This is a genomic window from Pseudomonas sp. A34-9 (assembly GCF_029543085.1).
Lineage (GTDB): Bacteria > Pseudomonadota > Gammaproteobacteria > Pseudomonadales > Pseudomonadaceae > Aquipseudomonas.
In genome coordinates this window covers 5,035,445-5,055,140 of record NZ_CP119967.1, presented here as the reverse complement: position 1 = coordinate 5,055,140, position 19,696 = coordinate 5,035,445, and the positions used below count along the sequence as shown (strand labels likewise).

General features: G+C 60.1%; 16 protein-coding genes. 8 read left to right on the top strand and 8 right to left on the bottom strand.

Going from position 1 to position 19,696, the window contains the following annotated elements:
- Nucleotides 1-81 precede the first annotated feature (81 nt).
- Nucleotides 82-1,512: an exodeoxyribonuclease I gene (gene sbcB, locus P3G59_RS22585; RefSeq protein ID WP_277759020.1), complete on the top strand. Its 1,431-nt coding sequence runs from the start codon at nucleotides 82-84 to the stop codon at nucleotides 1,510-1,512.
- 98 nt (nucleotides 1,513-1,610) lie between these two features.
- Here sbcB and mvaT read toward each other — a convergent pair whose 3' ends face one another.
- Entirely contained in the window at nucleotides 1,611-1,988 is a 378-nt protein-coding gene (gene mvaT, locus P3G59_RS22580) for a histone-like nucleoid-structuring protein MvaT (protein WP_007912775.1), read from the bottom strand.
- Nucleotides 1,989-2,324: 336 nt separating this feature from the next.
- Between mvaT and purU the strand changes: the two genes are divergently transcribed.
- Both purU and P3G59_RS22570 read left to right on the top strand, forming a co-directional pair.
- Nucleotides 2,325-3,173, top strand: coding sequence for a formyltetrahydrofolate deformylase (gene purU, locus P3G59_RS22575; protein ID WP_007912774.1), 849 nt, complete (start codon nucleotides 2,325-2,327; stop codon nucleotides 3,171-3,173).
- An 85-nt stretch (nucleotides 3,174-3,258) separates the two neighbouring features.
- Complete coding sequence (locus P3G59_RS22570) at nucleotides 3,259-3,435, top strand: hypothetical protein (RefSeq protein ID WP_277759019.1); 177 nt, start codon at nucleotides 3,259-3,261, stop codon at nucleotides 3,433-3,435.
- Here the strand turns inward: P3G59_RS22570 and P3G59_RS22565 are convergent.
- The 4 genes from P3G59_RS22565 to P3G59_RS22550 form a co-directional block, all read right to left on the bottom strand.
- Nucleotides 3,432-4,427: a lysylphosphatidylglycerol synthase transmembrane domain-containing protein gene (locus tag P3G59_RS22565; RefSeq protein WP_277759018.1), complete on the bottom strand. Its 996-nt coding sequence runs from the start codon at nucleotides 4,425-4,427 to the stop codon at nucleotides 3,432-3,434. The genes P3G59_RS22570 and P3G59_RS22565 overlap by 4 nt on opposite strands.
- Entirely contained in the window at nucleotides 4,424-5,200 is a 777-nt protein-coding gene (locus tag P3G59_RS22560; RefSeq protein ID WP_277759017.1) for a DUF2334 domain-containing protein, read from the bottom strand. The genes P3G59_RS22565 and P3G59_RS22560 overlap by 4 nt, the downstream gene beginning before the upstream one ends.
- Entirely contained in the window at nucleotides 5,193-6,284 is a 1,092-nt protein-coding gene (locus tag P3G59_RS22555) for a glycosyltransferase family 1 protein (protein ID WP_277762194.1), read from the bottom strand. Before P3G59_RS22555 ends, P3G59_RS22560 begins: the two co-directional genes overlap by 8 nt.
- Nucleotides 6,285-6,682: 398 nt before the next feature.
- Nucleotides 6,683-8,572 (bottom strand): methyl-accepting chemotaxis protein, encoded by a 1,890-nt coding sequence (locus P3G59_RS22550; protein ID WP_277759016.1) that lies wholly within the window; start codon nucleotides 8,570-8,572, stop codon nucleotides 6,683-6,685.
- Between the two features lie 190 nt (nucleotides 8,573-8,762).
- On the opposite strand from P3G59_RS22550, the gene P3G59_RS22545 reads away from it, so the two are divergent.
- A complete protein-coding gene (locus P3G59_RS22545) occupies nucleotides 8,763-10,250 on the top strand; it encodes a helicase HerA-like domain-containing protein (RefSeq protein WP_277759015.1) in 1,488 nt (495 codons plus the stop codon).
- Nucleotides 10,251-10,341: 91 nt separating this feature from the next.
- Here the strand turns inward: P3G59_RS22545 and P3G59_RS22540 are convergent, their stop codons facing one another.
- A complete protein-coding gene (locus P3G59_RS22540; protein ID WP_277759014.1) occupies nucleotides 10,342-10,797 on the bottom strand; it encodes a DciA family protein in 456 nt (151 codons plus the stop codon).
- A gap of 308 nt (nucleotides 10,798-11,105) precedes the next feature.
- Between P3G59_RS22540 and secA the strand changes: the two genes are divergently transcribed.
- The 4 genes from secA to P3G59_RS22520 all read left to right on the top strand — a co-directional run bounded on the left by secA (nucleotide 11,106) and on the right by P3G59_RS22520 (nucleotide 16,919).
- Nucleotides 11,106-13,841: a preprotein translocase subunit SecA gene (secA, locus tag P3G59_RS22535; protein WP_277759013.1), complete on the top strand. Its 2,736-nt coding sequence runs from the start codon at nucleotides 11,106-11,108 to the stop codon at nucleotides 13,839-13,841.
- 122 nt (nucleotides 13,842-13,963) lie between these two features.
- Nucleotides 13,964-15,181: a bifunctional glutamate N-acetyltransferase/amino-acid acetyltransferase ArgJ gene (gene argJ, locus P3G59_RS22530; protein WP_038366685.1), complete on the top strand. Its 1,218-nt coding sequence runs from the start codon at nucleotides 13,964-13,966 to the stop codon at nucleotides 15,179-15,181.
- Nucleotides 15,182-15,342: 161 nt separating this feature from the next.
- Nucleotides 15,343-15,975, top strand: a complete 633-nt coding sequence (locus tag P3G59_RS22525; protein WP_277759012.1) for a glutathione S-transferase family protein — start codon at nucleotides 15,343-15,345, stop codon at nucleotides 15,973-15,975.
- The gene (locus tag P3G59_RS22520) at nucleotides 15,972-16,919 is read left to right on the top strand and encodes a Nudix family hydrolase (protein ID WP_277759011.1); all 948 of its coding nucleotides are present in this window, start codon (nucleotides 15,972-15,974) and stop codon (nucleotides 16,917-16,919) included. Before P3G59_RS22525 ends, P3G59_RS22520 begins: the two co-directional genes overlap by 4 nt.
- Before the next feature lie 113 nt (nucleotides 16,920-17,032).
- On the opposite strand, the gene P3G59_RS22515 is transcribed toward P3G59_RS22520, so the two are convergent.
- Together P3G59_RS22515 and P3G59_RS22510 are read right to left on the bottom strand one after the other, a co-directional pair.
- Entirely contained in the window at nucleotides 17,033-17,617 is a 585-nt protein-coding gene (locus tag P3G59_RS22515) for a cob(I)yrinic acid a,c-diamide adenosyltransferase (RefSeq protein WP_277759010.1), read from the bottom strand.
- 3 nt (nucleotides 17,618-17,620) lie between these two features.
- Nucleotides 17,621-19,657, bottom strand: coding sequence for an ATP-binding protein (locus P3G59_RS22510; protein WP_277759009.1), 2,037 nt, complete (start codon nucleotides 19,655-19,657; stop codon nucleotides 17,621-17,623).
- Nucleotides 19,658-19,696: the final 39 nt, after the last annotated feature.

The window sequence follows — 19,696 nt, the reverse complement described above, 5'->3', positions numbered from 1 at the left end:
AAGGTGTTTGAATGTTTCAAGGCTGGCCGCGACGGCCGTCGAGCGCCTAGACTTCGCCGATCTTCAGTTCAGGAACCGCCCGTGACTTCAATCTTCTGGTACGACTACGAAACCACTGGCATCAATCCGCGTAACGATCGGCCGTTGCAGGTGGCCGGGATTCGCACCGACCACGACCTCAACGAGATCGACGAGCCGGTCAATCTCTACTGCCAGCCCAGCGAAGACATTCTGCCGCATCCGGCGGCCTGCGCGATCACCGGCATCACCCCGAGTCAGCTCGCCGAAAAGGGTTTGAGCGAAGCTGACTTCATGACGCGGGTGCATGCCCAGCTGGCGGCCCCCGGGACCTGTGGCGCCGGCTACAACACACTGCGTTTCGACGACGAGATGACCCGCTACAGCCTGTATCGCAATTTCTTCGACCCTTACGCCCGGGAGTGGCAGGGTGGCAACAGTCGCTGGGATCTGATCGATGTGGTACGCGCCGCCTATGCGTTGCGTCCTGACGGCCTGGTCTGGCCGACCGACGACGAAGGCCGGGTGACCCTAAAGCTCGAACGCCTGACGGTCGCGAACAATATTGATCACGGGCATGCCCATGAAGCGTTGTCAGACGTACGCGCGACCATCGCACTGGCGCGGTTGATCCGCGAAAAACAGCCAAAACTGTATGACTGGCTGTTCCAGTTGCGCAGCAAGCAAAAGGTCATGGATCAGATTCGCCTGTTGCAGCCGCTGGTGCATATTTCCGGGCGTTTCTCGGCAGCGCGCAGTTATGTCGGCGTGGTGCTGCCGCTGGCCTGGCACCCGAAAAACCGGAATGCCCTGATCGTCTGCGACCTGCACCTTGACCCGCAGGGGTTGCTCGATCTGGACGCGCAAACGCTACGCCAGCGTTTGTACACGCGCCGCGATGATTTGCTGGAAGGCGAGTTGCCGGTGCCGCTCAAGCTGATTCACATCAACCGTTGCCCGGTGGTGGCGCCGCTTTCGGTTCTGCGCGTGCAGGATCAGCAACGGCTGGGGTTGGACATGGCCCTCTATCAACAGCGAGCACTGCGGCTAACTGACGCACAACAAGTTTGGAAAGATAAAGTTGCCGAGATTTATGTCAGTGAAGATTTCACGCCGAGCGAGGATCCGGAACAACAGTTGTACGACGGATTTATCGGCGACCGCGACCGGCGTCTATGTGAGCAAGTGAGGAGCGCCGACCCCGCACAACTAGCGCAAGAGCAATGGCCTTTCGATGACGAACGTTTGCCCGAATTACTCTTTCGATATCGCGCACGCAACTTTCCCCAGACGTTGAATTTCGAAGAGCAAGAGCGCTGGAGAATATTTTGTCAGCAGCGTTTGTCCGCACCTGAATGGGGCGCGCCGAATACCTTGAAGTCTTTTACAGAAGCGGCAGAGCAGTGGGCGGTTAATGCCACGCCGATGCAGAGTGAGGTGCTCAATGAATGGCAGAATTATGTCCAGGCATTGCGCAAACGTTTGAATCTTTGAAATCGAACATGACCGGGCTTAAATGCCGGGCATAAAAAAACGCCAGCATTCGCTGGCGTTTATTTTTTTCGCTGATCGCTCTGCGAAGGCGTTGCGGCTTAGCCCAGCAGGGTAGCCCAGCCTTCAACCACGTCACCGCCCCACTTGGCTTTCCACTCTTTCAGCGTTTTGTGATTGCCACCTTTGGTTTCGATGACTTCACCGTTGTGCGGGTTTTTGTATTGTTTAACTTTGCGAGCACGCTTGGTGCCGGTAGTTTTTACTGCGCCGCCGCGTACTGCTTTGGTTTTTGCTTCTGGGTCCAGCAGCGCGATGATGTCACGCAGGGATTTGGAGTATTCGCCCATCAGGGTGCGCAGTTTGCCTTCGAATTCCAGCTCGGCTTGCAGTTTGTCGTCTTGCGACAGGTTCTTCAAACGGGCTTGTAGCTCTTTGATAGCTTCTTCGGTGGCGCGATATTCGTTGATCAAGGACATGATTACTACCTTAGTAGAGTGCGGGATGACAGGGACACAGTGCCGCAATAATAGTCAGGCTGTTTCATCAAGTAAACATTTAACCGGGGTTTTTATTTAAATTAGTTACGAGAAACTGCCCTCTATTGAATATTCAGTTAAATAGTGTGATCGAGTCATCACAGATATTCACAGTTGTCTGATCAAACGTTGCCGCAGGATCAGCCCCAGGCGACGATGACTCCATCAAGCATTCGTAGGGCGGGGCCTGGCGCGGGTGCGTGCTGATCAATACTGCAGTTTTCCTGCGCAGCCGCTAGAATAGCGGCCTTTGCGAAGTTCTGGAGTTTCCCCCTCATGCGCACTTTTCGGCTGGTGATTTCTTGCCCGGACCGCGTTGGCATTGTTGCCAAAGTCAGTAATTTTCTGGCAGCCCATAACGGCTGGATCACCGAAGCGAGCCACCACTCGGACAATCAAGTGGGCTGGTTCTTTATGCGTCACGAAATTCGTGCCGATTCGCTGCCTTTCGGTATTGAAGTGCTGCGCGAGAAGTTTGCGCCGATCGCCGAAGAGTTCTCGATGGACTGGCGCATCACCGACACCGAGCAGAAAAAACGCGTTGTGCTGATGGCCAGCCGCGAGTCTCACTGCCTCGCCGACTTGCTGCACCGCTGGCACAGCGATGAACTGGACTGCGAGATCTCCTGCGTGATTTCCAATCACGACGACCTGCGCAGCATGGTCGAGTGGCACGGCATTCCTTATTACCACGTCCCGGTCAACCCGCAGGACAAGCAACCGGCCTTCGACGAAGTATCGCGCCTGGTCAAACAGCACGACGCCGAAGTGGTGGTGCTGGCGCGTTACATGCAAATCCTGCCGCCGGACATGTGCCGCGAATACGCGCACAAGGTCATCAACATTCACCACAGCTTCCTGCCGTCGTTCGTCGGCGCCAAGCCGTACCACCAGGCTTCCCTGCGTGGCGTGAAGCTGATCGGCGCGACCTGCCACTACGTGACCGAAGAGCTGGACGCCGGCCCGATCATCGAGCAGGACGTGGTCCGCGTCAGCCACAGTGACAGCATCGAAGACATGGTGCGTTTCGGCCGTGACGTCGAGAAGATGGTGTTGGCGCGCGGTCTGCGTTATCACCTTGAAGATCGCGTGCTGGTGCACGGTAACAAGACTGTGGTGTTCTGATTCAAATCACGCAGGCTTGAAAAACGAAGGGTCTGGGCGTTCAATCGCCCAGACCCTTTGTCATTTCAGCCCCGAGGAAACCTTCATGAGTGATCCACTGGACAAAGCCACTTCCAAAGCGCCGGCGACTTTGGGCGAGGGCTGTTTGAGCCGATATGATCCCGACGATATGAGCCCGGAGGATGGCACCGAGTTTCCCGGCGCTGCCGAGTTGTGGGAGCAGGTGAAGCCAGAGTCGGACGATGAACCCGGCGATCTTTAAGCTTGACGCACTTTCATGATTTTCCTTAGCAAAGGCCGACCCAGCATCAACAGAAACACCGGGCCACCGACCACCAGATAGAAGTAAAACGTCACCACCCGCCAAATCAGAATTGCCGCCGCTGCGGTGGATTTACCCACCATCGGCGCCAACAGCGCCGCCGAAGTCAGCTCTGCCGCCCCCGCACCGCCCGGCAGCAGGCTGAATTGCCCGGCGCCCAGCGACAGCATCTGCACCAGAAAGCTCCAGGCCCATTGCAAGTCTGCGCCGAGGCCGCGCAAAGCCAGATACAACACGCTGTAACGCAGCAGCCAATGCACACATGTCAGGGCGAAGACTTTGCTCAGCGTCTGCCAGGGCAACTTCAGCGTATCGGTGAACGCGGCGAGAAAGTGCAGCAACTTGCGCGCCCAGCGGCGTCGGGTGCTGGCCTCGACGTTCATCCGGGCTAACAGGCGCCCGCTCAGGCGAATCAATGCGCGGTGATAACGCGCGAGCAATACACAACTGAACAAGCCACCGAACAACGAAACGGCGCTGACCATCAGCAGCCACTCCAGCCGATCGCTGAGGTGTTGAAACAACGCATAAATCAGGATGCCGCTGAGGGCACAGAGAAAGAACAGCAAATCGCTGAGCTGATCCATGGCAAACACCGCACTGCCGCGCGCCGGGCGTACGCCGCTGCGCGCCAGCAAGGCCATGATGGTCAATGGCCCGCCGCTGCCACCGGGTGTCGCGCAATAGGCGAATTCGGCGGCCATGACCACGCCAAGACTGTTCATCGGCGTGACGCGATCGCACTGATCGCCGAGCAACAAGCGTAAACGCAGGGTATTGATGCCCCAGCACAGCAGGATCATGCCGAACATCACCAACAGCCAGTGCAGCGGAAAGCTTTGCAGGCGCGCCCAGGTTTCGCTGCCGCCGAGCACAACCGGAATCAGCACCGCCGCGAGCAGGCCGATCAGCAACAGAATGCCGCGACTCATGCGGCGCGCTCCAATTGCCTGCGCTGTTGCGCCAGCCAGTCGATTTTAGTCATCGGTACGCGTCCTTCCGCCAGCAGTTGTTCAAGAGTGTGCAGCCAGTAATCGCGGGAAAAGCGGTGGCGCATGTCCACAGGGTGCAAGCCTAGCCGAATCACCGGCGCCTGCCGCCAGCGCTGTTGGCGTTGATCGCTGACAAGCTTCGACAGGCCTCGGCGCCAGCCGCTGCGGGCGCTCCAGACCAGACCCGGGGCATCAATCGCGGTGAAATCCGGCAAACGATAAAGATGCTGCGGATCACTGGTGTAACTCAGGGGCAATTCGCGCAGGGCTTGGCGGGTGCCGTCGCTCATCAACCATGCCGGGGCAACGAAACCGTGCAGTGGCCAGTCGTGGCGTTGGAACACTTCGATGCCGGCGCGCAGGCGGGCGAGGGCGGACTCGCGGGACAAACGATAGAACTCGCCTTCATGGGTGTAGACCCGGCGCATGAACCAGTCGCGCGGGGTTGTCGGGCCGGGTTCTTGGTCATCGTGGAAGTAACCATGCAACGCCAACTCATCGCCACGGGCGACACGCTCACCGAGCATCCGACAAAACGCCGGGTGAGCGTCGAGGGCGTTGTGCCGGTGGAAGTCCGGCACGACCAGCCACGTCATCGGCACGTTGCCCAATGTGGCGACGGCCTCGACAAACGGCTGGTAATCCGCCCACGTCGACGGTGCCACGTCGTGCAGCACCAACAAGACGGCGGGGTTATTCATCGATTCAACCATTGGCCACCCGTGGCAGTGTATGCCCGAGAACGGCGTGATAGTGGCCCAACAGGCTGTCGACCACCGTGTCCCACGCATAGTGTGTTTCGACATGCTGGCGCGCCTGTGCGCCGAGTTTCATACAGCCGCGACTGAACAATTCACGCACGGCATTGGCCATCGCCTGCGGGTTATTCGGTGCGCAGAGCAGGCCGCAGGACTCATTGACGATCTCTTCGAAAGCCCCGGCGGCCACTGCCACTACGGGAATGCCGCAGGCCATGGCTTCGAGGATCACCAGACCAAAGGTTTCCTGATCACCGGCATGCAGCAATGCATCCGCACTGGCCATCAACTGCGCAACGCGTGGCGCCGGGCAGAACTCATTGATCACGCTGACGTTGTCCGGCACCACGGCCGGCATCGACGAACCGACCAACAACAAGTGATAGCGCGGCCCCAGGCGTTGCATGCATTTGAGCAGCACTGGCAGGTTTTTCTCTTTCGAGCCGCGCCCGGCAAAAATCAGCAGCCGGGTATCTTCGGCGATGCCCAGTTCGGCACGCAGTTGCGGGTTGCGGGCAGCGGGGTGAAAGGTGTGCAGATCGACGCCCAGCGGTTGCACGAAGACATTGCGCACACCGAGGCCAGTGAGTTTGTCGGCCATGACCTGACTGGGTGCGAGCACCCGGTCGAAGTTGCCGTACAGCTTGGTGACATACGCCTCGATATTCGGCGTGACCCAATGGCCCATGCGATTGCCGACCAGCAGCGGCAAGTCCGAGTGATAAAAGCCGATCACCGGCACATCCAGCTGCCGCCGGGCATCCAGTGCCGCCCAGGCGGTCAGGTAAGGATCGCCGACTTCGATCAGATCGGGCTGCAAACCTTGCAGGACATTTCGCCAAGGTGCGAGTCGTAGAGGGAAGCGATAACCTTTGCCGAAGGGCAGGGCGGGGGCGGGAACCGTGTAAATGCCGTCGTGTTCGCCGAAGTGGGCACCGGGAATCAACAGGCTGTGGCGAATGCCGGGTTTGACGCTCAACCGGCGGTGTTTGGCGTCCAGATAAGTGCGCACGCCGCCGCTGGCCGGGGCGTAGAACATGGTGATGTCGGCGATATGCACGGTGATCAACCCTCCGCTGCGTGGTTCTCCCTTGGTTGACCCTTATCAAGAATAGATGTTCGGTCGGGATTGCGCGGTATAGCTGAAGAGCGCCCTCACCCTAGCCCTCTCCCGGAGGGAGAGGGGACTGACCGAAGTGGATGTTGGAAATACGCCGACCTGAGAGACCTGAGTCGAACTCGGATTTTGAAAGGCTTGAAGATCGGCTCCCTGGCCATCTCCCGGAGGGAGAGGGGACTGACCGAGGTGGATGCTGGAGATACGCCGACCTGAGAGACCTGAGTCGAACTCGGATTTTGAAAGGCTTGAAGATCGGCTCCCTTTCCCCCTCGCCCCCCCTGGGGGAGAGGGCTGGGGTGAGGGGGTGGCTTTTGATCTTAAATGCGGAAACTGCCAACCAGTTGTTTCAGACGCGAAGCCTGTTGCTCCAGATCCGAACACGCTCGCAACGTCGCCTGCAAGTTCTCCACGCCTTCCTGGTTCAGCGTGTTGATCTCGGTGATATCGACGTTGATCGACTCAACAACAGCAGTCTGCTCCTCGGTCGCAGTGGCCACCGACTGGTTCATCCCGTCGATCTCGCCAATACGCTGCGTCACGCTGTTCAGGCGCTCCCCGGCGAGGTTGGCAATCTCCACGCTGTCCTGGCTGTGGCGCTGGCTGTCGCTCATGGTGCTTACCGATTCACGAGCGCCGACCTGCAGTTCCTCGATCATGGTCTGCACCTGTTGCGCCGACTCCTGGGTGCGATGCGCCAGATTACGCACTTCATCGGCCACCACGGCAAAACCACGGCCGGCCTCACCGGCACGCGCCGCTTCAATGGCCGCGTTGAGTGCCAGCAGGTTGGTTTGCTGGGAAATGCTGGTGATCACTTCGAGAATCTGGCCGATGTTCACGGTCTTGCTGTTCAGCGACTCGATGTTGCTGCTCGACGCGCTGAGCATGCTCGACAGTTGATTCATCGCCTTGATGCTGCGATCCACCACTTGCTGGCCGTCTTCAGCCAGACCGCGAGCGTCGCTGGCCTGATTCGAGGCCTGGGCGGCGTTGCGGGCGATTTCCTGCGCGGCGGCGCCGAGCTGGTTAATCGCTGCGGCGACACTGCTGGTGCGCGAGGCTTGCTGGTCGGAGTTGTACATCGATGAGTTCGACGCAGCGACTACACGCAGGGCGACCTCGTTCACCTGGCCGGTCGCCGACGACACTTCGCGGATCGAACCGTGAATGCGCTCGACGAATCGGTTGAATGCGGTCCCCAAGATGCCGAATTCATCGTTATTGACGATGGTCAGGCGTTTGGTCAGGTCGCCTTCACCGTCGGCGATGTCTTCCATGGCGCGGGTCATGACGTGCAACGGCTGGATCAGAATGCGGATCAGCATGCCGAGCAACGCGATGATGATCGCCACCGCGATCACCGTGGCAATCACCGCAGAAGTGCGGAACTGGCTAAGCATGGCGAAAGCCTGGTCTTTATCCACCGACAGACCGATGTACCAGTTCACCGATGGCAGACCTTTGATCGGCGCGAAGGTGACGATGCGGGTCTTGCCATCGACGGTGACTTCGCTGAAGTCGCTGCTGATGCGTGGGGTGTCCTGCGGATAGGCTTCTTTCAGTGATTTCATCACCAAGGCCTTGTCCGGGTGCACGAGGATCTTGCCGTCGGCGCTGACCAGGAACACATAACCCATGCCGTCGAAATCCCGGGCGGCGAGGGTGTCGACCAGCGATTGCAGGCTCAGGTCACCGCCGACCACACCCACGCTCTGACCGGCTTTTTTCGAGGCGGTGGCGATGGAAATGATCAACTGGCCGGTGGCGGCGTCGATGTACGGCTCGGTCAGGGTCGAGGTGCTGCTGCTCTCGGCACCTTTATACCAAGGACGCACGCGCGGATCGAAACCGTCCGGCATCTTCGTGTCCGGGCGGATCGTGAAGTGCCCGGTGGCATCGCCCAGATAGGTGGCCATGAACGTCGAAGTCAGGGTTTTCTGTTCCAGCAGACTGGCGACGTTGGCGGGCTCGGGGTTGATGGCGATGTTCTGGGCGGCATTCTCGACCAGCAGAATGCGGCCACTGAGCCAGGTCTGGATATTGCCGGCAGTGACCTCGCCCATCTCGTTGAGATAGTTGTTCAGGTCATCGCGGATCGCATTGCGCTGCAACCAGTCGTTGTACGCCGTAAAGGAGGCGAAGGCAGCGATGACGATGAGGGCGGCGGCAAGCAAAATTTTATGGCTGAAGCGCAGATTTTTGTTCATGGCTTGGGGTTCCGCTAAGGTCTTAATGTCCAGGGCGTGCTTTTATAGAAGCGCGCAAAATGGGCAAGGGTGAAAACAAGCTGATATTTCCGTCTCTCCTTAGGGAAATGTCCGGCCTGACTTGTGGTCGGGGGCTCTCACTCCTCTTTATCGGCCATGCGCAATCAAAGATTAACCATTGGGTGACAAAATGCCTGACTCCTCGCAACTCGTAATCGGCGCCGACCTCGCAGGCCAGCAGATTGCTCAGGCCATGCGTCTGGCAAACCGCCACGGACTGGTCGCCGGCGCCACCGGTACCGGGAAAACCGTCACCTTGCAGCGTTTGGCCGAGGCGTTCAGCGACGCCGGGGTCGCGGTGTTTGCCGCTGACATCAAGGGCGATCTGTGTGGCCTCGGTGCTGCCGGTAACCCGCAAGGCAAGGTCGCCGAGCGTATTGCCGGGATGCCGTGGCTCAACTACACGCCGCAGGCGTATCCGGTGACGTTGTGGGACATTCACGGCGAGTCCGGCCATCCGTTGCGCACCACGCTGAGCGAAATGGGCCCGCTGCTGATCGGCAGCCTGCTGGAACTGACCGACAGTCAGCAGTCCGCGCTCTATGCAGCCTTCAAGGTCGCCGATCGCGAAGGCCTGTTGCTGCTGGATCTGAAAGATCTGAAAGCGCTGCTCAATCACCTCAAGGACAATCCGCAACTGCTGGGCGAAGATGCGGCGTTGATGACCACCGGTTCCAGTCAGGCGCTGTTGCGCCGCCTGGCGATCCTTGAGCAGCAGGGCGCCGAAGCCTTGTTTGGCGAACCGGCATTGCAACTCGAAGACATTCTGCAACCGACTGCCGATGGCCGCGGGCGCATTCACTTGCTCGATGCCAGTCGTCTGGTGCACGAGGCGCCGAAGGTTTATGCGACGTTCCTGTTGTGGCTGCTGGCCGAGCTGTTCGAGCAGTTGCCGGAGCGCGGCGATGCCGACAAACCACTGCTGGCGTTGTTTTTTGATGAGGCGCATTTGTTGTTCGGCGATACGCCCAAGGCCTTGCAGGAGCGCCTCGAGCAAGTGGTGCGCCTGATCCGTTCCAAAGGCGTTGGCGTGTATTTCGTCACGCAGTCGCCGGCGGACTTGCCCGATGATGTGCTCGCGCAACTTGGCCTGCGCATCCAGCATGGCTTGCGTGCATTCACCGCTAAAGAACAGAAATCCCTGCGTGCGGTGGCGGACGGCTTCCGGCCGAATCCGGCGTTCGATAGCCTGTCGGTGTTGACTGAACTGGGGATTGGCGAGGCGCTGGTCGGCACGCTGACCGAGAAAGGCACGCCGGAAATGGTTCAGCGCGTGCTGGTCGCGCCGCCGCAATCGCGGATCGGGCCGTTGACCGAAACCGAGCGCACGGTGTTGATTGCCGGTTCGCCGTTCAAGGGGCGCTATGACAAACCGATCGATCGGGAGTCGGCGTATGAAATTCTGATGGGACGCAAAGGGCTGGCGCCGGAGGCCGAAGCACCGGCAGGGAAGCCTGCGGCTGAGGAGCCAAGCCTGGCCGACAGGGCAGGAGAGTTTCTCGGTACGGCGGCGGGGCAGGCGCTGAAATCGGCCATGCGCCAGGCTGCCAACAACCTGGGCAAACAATTGGTGCGTGGCCTGATGGGCTCCTTGCTCGGCGGCAGCAAGCGCCGCTAAAAGCAAAGATCGCAGCCTTCGGCAGCTCCTACAGTTGGGATGCATTTCTCCTGTAGGAGCTGCCGCAGGCTGCGATCTTTTGACTTTGCTTTCAGGATTTGTCTTTCGCGTGCGCGGCCAGGCGCTCAAGCGCCGCGCGCAACCCAGGATCAGTGATTCCGTCCGCCGTGGCCTGAATGGTCGCCGCTGCATCCGTCGACAAATCCATCGTATGCCCGGTCGCGCCGCGCTGCACCGTCGGCGGCTGCACCTTGAACAGAATCCGCGTCAGACTGGCGAACTCATCAAACATCTGCAATTGCCGCTGCAAGCGTTTTTGCTGGTAACGCAGACGCGTGGCCCAGTGGCCGTCGGTGACGATCAGCAACAAACTGCCCTCACGCCACGACGCTACATGGCAATGTTCGCGGGCGGCGGGCTGCAATTGGCTTTCGAGCAGGCGTTGTAAATGGCCCAGGCGCTGGGCATGGCCGAGGATGGCTTTGAGCGGCTTGGCTTCGCGCAAGAGAACGGCGGGTGCTTTGGCCGTAAGAGGGCGAAATGCCATGATCGAACACCTGAAGTAACAGAATCGCCATGGTAGCAGAAAGGCCAAACTCACTCGCCCATTGCTTTTGCCCCCGCTTTACCCATTAAATCAACGACTAACTTCTGCCTTGTATGACTTGAAGTTGAGCAAAACGCCCCTATTTTAAGTGAGCCCCGTCAAAGCGCAGTGCCAGCATCGTGGAATATCGCCACTTTCCTCACTTCCGTTTCCGGGTAGAATGCTCGTTCGCATGCGGCCATGAGGGCTGCACGGGCGACGCTCACGGGGCCGCCCTCCATCCCTTTAGTGTGGAAGATCCTGCCGATATGTTTGCGCCTTTGTTAAAGAAACTTTTTGGAAGCAAGAACGAGCGTGAAGTCAAACGCATGCTCAAGACGGTGCAGCTCGTCAATGCCTTCGAAGAGCAAATGGTGGCCCTTTCGGACGATCAATTGCGCGCCAAGACCAATGAGTTCAAGGCCCGCATCGCCAAAGGGGAAACCCTCGACAAGCTGCTGCCAGAAGCCTTTGCGGTCGCCCGCGAAGCCGGCAAGCGCATCATGGGTATGCGCCACTTCGACGTGCAGCTCGTCGGTGGCATGACCTTGCACGAAGGCAAGATCGCCGAAATGCGCACCGGTGAGGGTAAAACCCTCGTAGCGACCCTGGGCGTTTACCTCAACGCACTGTCCGGCAAGGGCGTGCACGTTGTGACGGTGAACGACTACCTGGCGCGTCGTGACGCCAACTGGATGCGCCCGCTGTACGAATTCCTCGGCCTGACCGTCGGCGTCGTGACGCCGTTCCAGCCGCCGGAAGAGAAACGTCTGGCGTACGCCGCCGACATCACCTACGGCACCAACAACGAATTCGGTTTCGACTACCTGCGCGACAACATGGCGTTCAGCATGGAAGAAAAATTCCAGCGCGAACTCAACTTTGCCGTGATCGACGAAGTCGACTCCATCCTCATCGACGAAGCGCGTACCCCGCTGATCATCTCCGGTCAGGCCGAGGACAGCTCCAAGCTGTACATGGAGATCAATAAACTGATCCCGCAGCTGGAACTGCACGTTGAAGAAGTCGAAGGCGAAGTCACCAAGGCTGGCCACTACACCGTTGACGAGAAGACCCGTCAGGTCGAACTCAACGAAGCCGGTCACCAGTTCATCGAAGACATGCTCACCCGCGTCGGCCTGCTGGCTGAAGGCGAGAGCCTGTACTCGGCACATAACCTGGGCCTGCTGACCCACGTGTATGCCGGGCTGCGTGCGCACAAGCTGTTCAATCGCAACATCGAATACATCGTGCAGGACGGCCAGGTCGTACTGGTCGACGAACACACCGGTCGTACCATGCCGGGTCGTCGTCTGTCCGAAGGCCTGCACCAGGCCATCGAAGCCAAAGAAGGCCTGAACATCCAGGCCGAGAGCCAGACCCTGGCCTCGACCACGTTCCAGAACTACTTCCGTCTGTACACCAAGCTGTCCGGCATGACCGGTACCGCTGACACCGAAGCGTTCGAATTCCACCAGATCTATGGTCTGGAAGTGATGGTCATTCCGCCGAACAAACCGTTGGCGCGTAAAGACTTCAACGACCTGGTGTTCCTGACCGCCGAAGAGAAATACGCGGCGATCGTTGCGGACATCAAGGAAAGCATGGCGGCCGGTCGTCCGGTGCTGGTGGGTACTGCCACCATCGAAACCTCCGAGCACATGTCCGCATTGCTCGTGAAAGAAGGCATCGAGCACAAGGTTCTGAACGCCAAGTTCCACGAAAAAGAAGCCGAGATCATCGCGCAGGCCGGTCGTCCGGGCGCCCTGACCATCGCCACCAACATGGCCGGTCGTGGTACCGACATCCTGTTGGGCGGTAACTGGGAAGTGGAAGTTGCGTCGCTGGAAGACCCTACCCCTGAGCAAATCGCCCAGATCAAGGCCGACTGGCAGAAGCGTCACCAGCAAGTGCTGGAATCCGGCGGTTTGCAGGTGATCGCGTCCGAGCGTCACGAATCCCGTCGTATCGACAACCAGCTGCGTGGCCGTGCCGGCCGTCAGGGTGATGCCGGTTCGAGCCGCTTCTACCTGTCGCTGGAAGACAGCCTGATGCGCATTTTCGCCTCTGACCGGGTGAAGAACTTCATGAAAGCCCTGGGCATGCAGCCGGGCGAAGCGATCGAGCACCGCATGGTGACCAACGCGATCGAGAAGGCGCAGCGCAAGGTTGAAGGCCGTAACTTCGACATTCGCAAGCAACTGCTCGAGTTCGACGACGTCAACAACGAACAGCGTAAAGTGATCTATCACATGCGTAACACGTTGCTGGCCGCTGACAACATCGGTGAAACCATCGCCGATTTCCGTCAAGACGTGCTCAACGCCACCGTCAGCGCGCACATTCCGCCGCAATCGCTGCCTGAGCAGTGGGACGTAGCCGGTCTGGAAGCGTCGATTGCCAGCGACTTCGGCGTGAAACTGCCGATCCAGCAATGGCTCGACGAAGACGATCACCTGTACGAAGAAACCCTGCGCGAGAAGCTCATGACCGAGCTGATGGCGGCGTACAACGAGAAAGAAGATCAGGCCGGTGCCGACGCACTGCGCTCCTTCGAGAAACAAATCGTGCTGCGCGTGCTGGACGATCTGTGGAAAGACCACCTGTCGACCATGGATCACCTGCGTCACGGTATCCACTTGCGTGGCTACGCTCAGAAGAACCCGAAGCAGGAATACAAGCGCGAGTCGTTCACGTTGTTCTCCGAACTGCTCGATTCGATCAAGCGCGACTCGATCCGTGTGCTGTCGCACGTTCAGGTGCGCCGCGAAGATCCGGAAGCCGAGGAGCAACGTCTGCGTCAGGAAGCTGAAGCTTTGGCCGCCCGCATGCAGTTCGAACACGCCGAAGCGCCAGGTCTCGAGCAACCGGAAATACTCGGTGAAGAGGTCGATGTGGCCCTCGCCACCGCGCCGGTTCGCAACGAGCAGAAGCTGGGCCGCAACGAACTGTGCTACTGCGGTTCGGGCAAGAAATTCAAGCATTGCCACGGGCAGATCCAGTAAAACCCGTTTCAATCGCTGAAATACCCGCGCCGCGACCGGCTTCTGCCGTCGCGGCGTTTTGCCATTTAAACCACCGTCGCTGCGCGTGGCGGTGCTGACATCATTGAGTAAGGAGCGCATTCATGGCTGTTGGTCTTGGTCCTTTGCCAACGTTGCACCCGGTTGCCGGTTTTGAACTCGGTATCGCCTCGGCCGGCATCAAGCGCCCCGGGCGCAAAGATGTCGTTGTGATGCGCTGCGCCGAAGGTTCGACCGTGGCGGGCGTGTTCACCTTGAACGCCTTTTGCGCTGCGCCGGTGATTCTGGCCAAGAAGCGTGTACAGAACGCCGTGCGTTATCTGCTGACCAATACCGGCAATGCCAACGCGGGCACTGGCGAGCCGGGCCTGGCCGCTGCCGAACGCACTACCGCCAAACTGGCTGAGCTGACCGGCGTCGATGCCAGTCAGATCCTGCCGTACTCCACCGGTGTGATCGGCGAGCCGCTGCCCGTCGAGAAGATCGAAGGCGCACTGCAAGCGGCGCTGGATGATCTGTCGGAAAACAACTGGGAAGCCGCAGCCACCGGCATCATGACCACCGACACCCTGCCGAAGGGCGCCAGCCGCCAGTTCGAGCATGACGGTGTGACGATCACCGTCACCGGCATCAGCAAAGGCGCGGGCATGATCCGCCCGAACATGGCGACCATGCTCGGCTACATCGCCACTGACGCCAAAGTCTCCCGCGACGTGCTGCACAATTTGATGCTCGACGGCGCCAATAAATCGTTCAACCGCATCACCATCGACGGCGACACCTCGACCAACGACTGCTGCATGTTGATCGCCACGGGCAAGGCTGCACTGCCGGAAATCACCCGCGCTGAAGGCGAGTTGTTCGCCAAACTGAAGCAAGCGGTGTTCGAAGTGTGCATGGACGTGGCCCAGGCCATCGTGCGTGACGGCGAAGGTGCGACCAAGTTCGTCACCGTTGAAGTCAATGGCGGCGGCAATCATCAGGAATGCCTCGACGTCGGCTACACCGTGGCGCACTCGCCGCTGATCAAGACCGCGCTGTTCGCCTCCGATCCGAACTGGGGCCGCATCCTCGCCGCTGTCGGCCGTGCCGGCGTGCCGGATCTGGACGTGAGCAAGATCGACGTGTTCCTTGGCGACGTGTGCATTGCCAGCCGTGGCGCCCGCGCAGCGACCTACACTGAAGCCCAGGGCTCGGCGGTGATGCAGCAGGAAGAGATCACCATCCGTATCGAGTTGGGTCGCGGCGACTGCAGCGAAACCATCTGGACCACCGACCTGTCGCATGAGTATGTGAAGATCAACGCTGAGTACCGCACTTGATCTAACCTGAGACCGAGTCGATGCCATCGCGAGCAGGCTCACTCCTACAGGAGTTTTGTGAACGCCACAGATCCCTTGTAGGAGTGAGCCTGCTCGCGATGACGACCCATCAGGCACCAGGAATTCTGGCCTGATTCTCCTGACGAAAAGGCGCCACATTTATGTCCCTGCACCTGATCATCGGCGACAAACTGCTGTCCTCCTGGTCCCTGCGCGCCGCCCTGGCCGTTGAGCTGACCGGTGCGCCCTACACCGAAGAGCTGATCAAACTCGGCAGGCCCGACACCCGCGAACTGATGCTCAAACATTCGCCGACCGCCAAGGTGCCGCTACTGCAAACCGCACGCGGGACCATTGCCGACTCGCTGGCCATCGCCGAGTACCTCGCCGAGCAGTTCCCGTCCGAGCAGCTCTGGCCGACGGATATATTCGCCCGCGCCCAGGCCCGATCCGCCTGCGCACAAATGCACAGCGGCTTCTTCGCCATGCGCAATCACATGCCGTTCAACCTCAACCATGACGCGCCACTGAATCCGGTTCCGCCGGAGGTCAAGGTTGATATCGAGCGCATGCTCGCGCTGTGGGCCGAGTGCCGTGCCGCTGCCACCGAAAGCGGCCCCTACCTGTTTGGCCGTGTGAGTCTGGCCGACGCCTTCTTCGCGCCGATTGCCGTGCGTCTGCGCACTTATCAGGTGAAGCTGCCGGCCGCCGATGAAGCCTATGTTGAAACCGTCTACCAATGGCCTGCCTTCAAGGCGTGGCAAAAGGCTGGACTGGAGGAGTTGAATCCGTGAAACGTGTACACGTCGCCGCTGCTGTCATTCGTGACGACAGCGGCAAAATCCTCATCGCCCGCCGCGCCGACACCCAGCATCAGGGTGGTCTGTGGGAGTTCCCCGGCGGTAAGGTCGAGGCCGACGAGTCGGTCGAAAGTGCACTGGCCCGTGAGCTGCACGAAGAGTTGGGCATCGTCGTTGGAGCCGCCCGACCGCTGATCAAAGTGCGTCACGATTACCCCGACAAACAGGTGTTGCTGGATGTCTGGGAAGTGTCGACCTTCACCGGTGAACCCCACGGTGCCGAAGGGCAGCCGTTGGTCTGGGTCACGGCGAAAGAACTGGCGAACTACGAGTTCCCGGCCGCCAACCAGCCCATCGTCGCAGCAGCGCGTCTGCCGGCGGAGTACCTGATCACCCCTGAGGACCTGGAAACCCCGGCGTTGCTGCGCGGTATCCAGAAGGCGATTGCCGGCGGGATCAAGTTGATTCAGCTGCGTGCGCCGAATGGTTATGACCCCAAGTATCGCGACCTGGCGGTCGATGCGGCCGGCCTGTGTGCGGGCAAGGCGCAGTTGATGATCAAGGGGCCATTCGAATGGCTTGGCGATTTCCCGTCTGCCGGCTGGCACATCACTGCCGCGCAACTGCGCAAATATGCGGCGGCCGGGCGCCCGCTGCCGGCGGAACGCTGGTTGGCGGCTTCATGCCACAACGCTGAAGAGTTGGCGCTGGCCGAGCAGATGGGCGTGGATTTCGTCACGCTGTCGCCGGTGCAACCAACCTTGACTCACCCGGATGCGCAGCCCTTGGGCTGGGAGCAGGCTGAGGCGTTGATCGAGGGCTTCAGTAAGCCGGTGTTTCTGTTGGGCGGGGTTGGTCCGGCGGAGCGGGAGAAGGCCTGGAATCATGGCGCTCAAGGTGTAGCCGGGATTCGCGCCTTCTGGCCTGAATCACTGTAAAGGCTGCTGGCCTCTTCGCGAGCAAGCTCGCTCCCACATTCGACTGCATTCAAGCTGAAGGAACGCAATCCACTGTGGGAGCGAGCTTGCTCGCGAAGGCGGCCTGTCAGACGCTACTTTTCTGCGGGCCTGGCCGCCGGTTGCCAGAGAATCTCCGCAACCCCCTGCCGCCGCGCAATCAAGCGCGCCGCGACAAACAACAAATCCGACAACCGATTGATATACGCTAGCCCAACGCCTGCCAACGGCTCAAGTGCATTCAAATGCTGACAACGCCGCTCGGCACTGCGCGCCAGACTGCGACACACATGCGCTTGGGCAATCAACATCGACCCGCCCGGCAAAATGAAATTCTCCAGCGGCCCCAACTCTTCATTCCACACATCGATCGCCGTTTCCAGCCGCTCGATTTCCGCCGCGTTCAACGCCTGATATTCCGGCATCGCCAGCTCACCACCGAGATCGAACAACCGATGCTGACAAGGCGCCAGCACCTCGATCAGTTCATTCAGTCCCGGATAGGCCTCACGCTCGGCAATCAACCCGGCCAATAGCACGCCGACCTGACTGTTCAGCGTATCGACCTCACCAATCGCTTCGATGCGTGGGTGGTCCTTGGGGACGCGGCGGCCATCGCCCAGGCCGGTTTCGCCTTTGTCACCGGTGCGGGTATAGATTTTCGACAGGCGAAAGCCCATGGGTTACCTCGATAATGGATTGGTTTCGGCAGCGATGGGCAGCGGTTGCGTCAGCGGCAGGCGCAAGGTGAAACACGTACCCTGGCCCGGTGCTGACTGCACCTCCATCTGCCCTTTGTGATTGTTGGTAATGATGAAGTACGACACCGACAAGCCAAGCCCGGTGCCCTGGCCGATTTCCTTGGTGGTGAAGAACGGCTCGAAGGTGCGCTTGCGCACGTTCTCGCTCATGCCGATGCCATTGTCCTCGACCTGAATTTCGGCCCAGGGCGGATTGAGCCGGGTGCGCAGGATTATCCGCCCCGGTTCGCGGCTATCTTCGCGCTGGTGGATCGCTTGCGCGGCGTTCTTCAGCAGATTGAGCAGCACCTGTTCCAGTTCATTGGCAGTGCCCGGCACCGGGCCGAGCGCCGGGTCGAACTGGCGGATGATCGCTTGCCCCTTGAAGTCGAAACCGATGGCCAGATCGAAGTCGTTGCCGGCGATTTCCACGGCTTGATCGATCAGCGCCGGCAGATCGCACGGCGCCATTTGTCGGGTGCTGCGACGGCTGAAGCTGAGCATGTGCGTGACAATTTTCGCCGCGCGGGCGCCGGCCTGTTGAATGCCATCGAGCAGTTGCGGCACTTCCCGGCCCTGCAGGTAGCGGTTCACGGTGTCCAGTTCGATGCCCAGTTGCTCGGCGGTTTCGAGGTTCTTCGGCAGATCGGCGGACAGGCGCCGCCGGATGTTCTGCACGTTGTGCAGGATCGCGCCTAGCGGGTTGTTGATTTCGTGGGCCATGCCGGCGGCAAGACCGCCGACCGAGAGCATTTTCTCCGACTGCACCATCATTTCTTCCAGCGACAGACGCTGGGTGATGTCATCGATGCGGATCACCACGCCACGCCCGGCACCGCCCATCAGCGGATAAAACGTCAGCGCGTAATGCTTGGGCTCGTCGTCTTTGAGCCAGGTTACTCGCTCGATTTTCGCCACGGTGTGCTGCTCGACGGTCTGCTTGAGCTGCGGCAGAAACGGCTTGAGTGGTTCGAAGGCAAGGAAAATTGGCTGGTTCAGCGCCTCGTCGAGTCGCGTGCCGGAGAGGGCGCTGGCTTCCTGGTTCCACTGGGTGACGTAGAGTTGCTCGTCGAGGGCAATCAGCGCCGAGGGCATCGAGTCGATGATGCTGTTGAGGTAGTTCTGGAAACCGGTGAGCTTCTTCTCGATCTTGCTGCGCACCTGGACTTCCAGTTCCAGCTTGCGGTTGGTGTGGCGGGTTTCCTCGGCCAGACCCTGCGCCTGATCATAAGCGGCTTGCGAGTCATCGCGGGCGCGCTTGAGCTGCTGCTCGCGGGCTTCGATGCGCGACAGCATGGTGTTGAACGCTTCGGCGAGGCTGCCGATTTCGTCATGGTTGCCGCGCGAAGCGCGCAGGGCGTAGTTCTCCTCGCGGGTCACCTGGCGCGACAATTCCTCGAGTTGATGAATCGGCCGGGTGATCAGGCGTTTGATCTGCCGGGCAATCACCAGCCACAACAGCACGCTGAAAATCAGGATGCCGAGGCTCGCCGTCAGGGTGCCGGTGTAGAACGCCATCGGCAGTTCGCTACTGGCCACCAGCAACAGATGGCCCGGCGCGGTGCCGGGGCGGGGCAGGGTGATCAACTGGTTGCTGCGAAATTCAGTCAGTTGCCAGGCTTCAATGTGCCGATAGCGCTCCGGCAGGTTGAGCTTCTCGCCACGCTGGACTTGCGCCAGCCGTTCGCCCTTGCCGTCATACAGCGCGGCGGCGCGCAGCGGCGAGTAACTGTCGAGTTCCTTGAGCAGACGCTCGGCGCTTTGCGGTGATTGCAGGGCTTCGCTGACCAGGCTCGGGTTGGAAATCAGCCGGCCGATAGTTTGCAAGGCCTGCGGGGCCATGCTTTCCTGAGAGATGTAATAGGCGGCGCTGATAAAGGTCAGGTTGGCGACCAGCAGAACAGTGGTCAACAGCACCAACAGGGCGGCCAGCAGTTTCTGGCCGACCGGCAGGTTTTCGAGACGCTGGCGCAATGGCATCAGGTTTATCGCAACAAAGGAACAAGTGGCCAGCGTAGC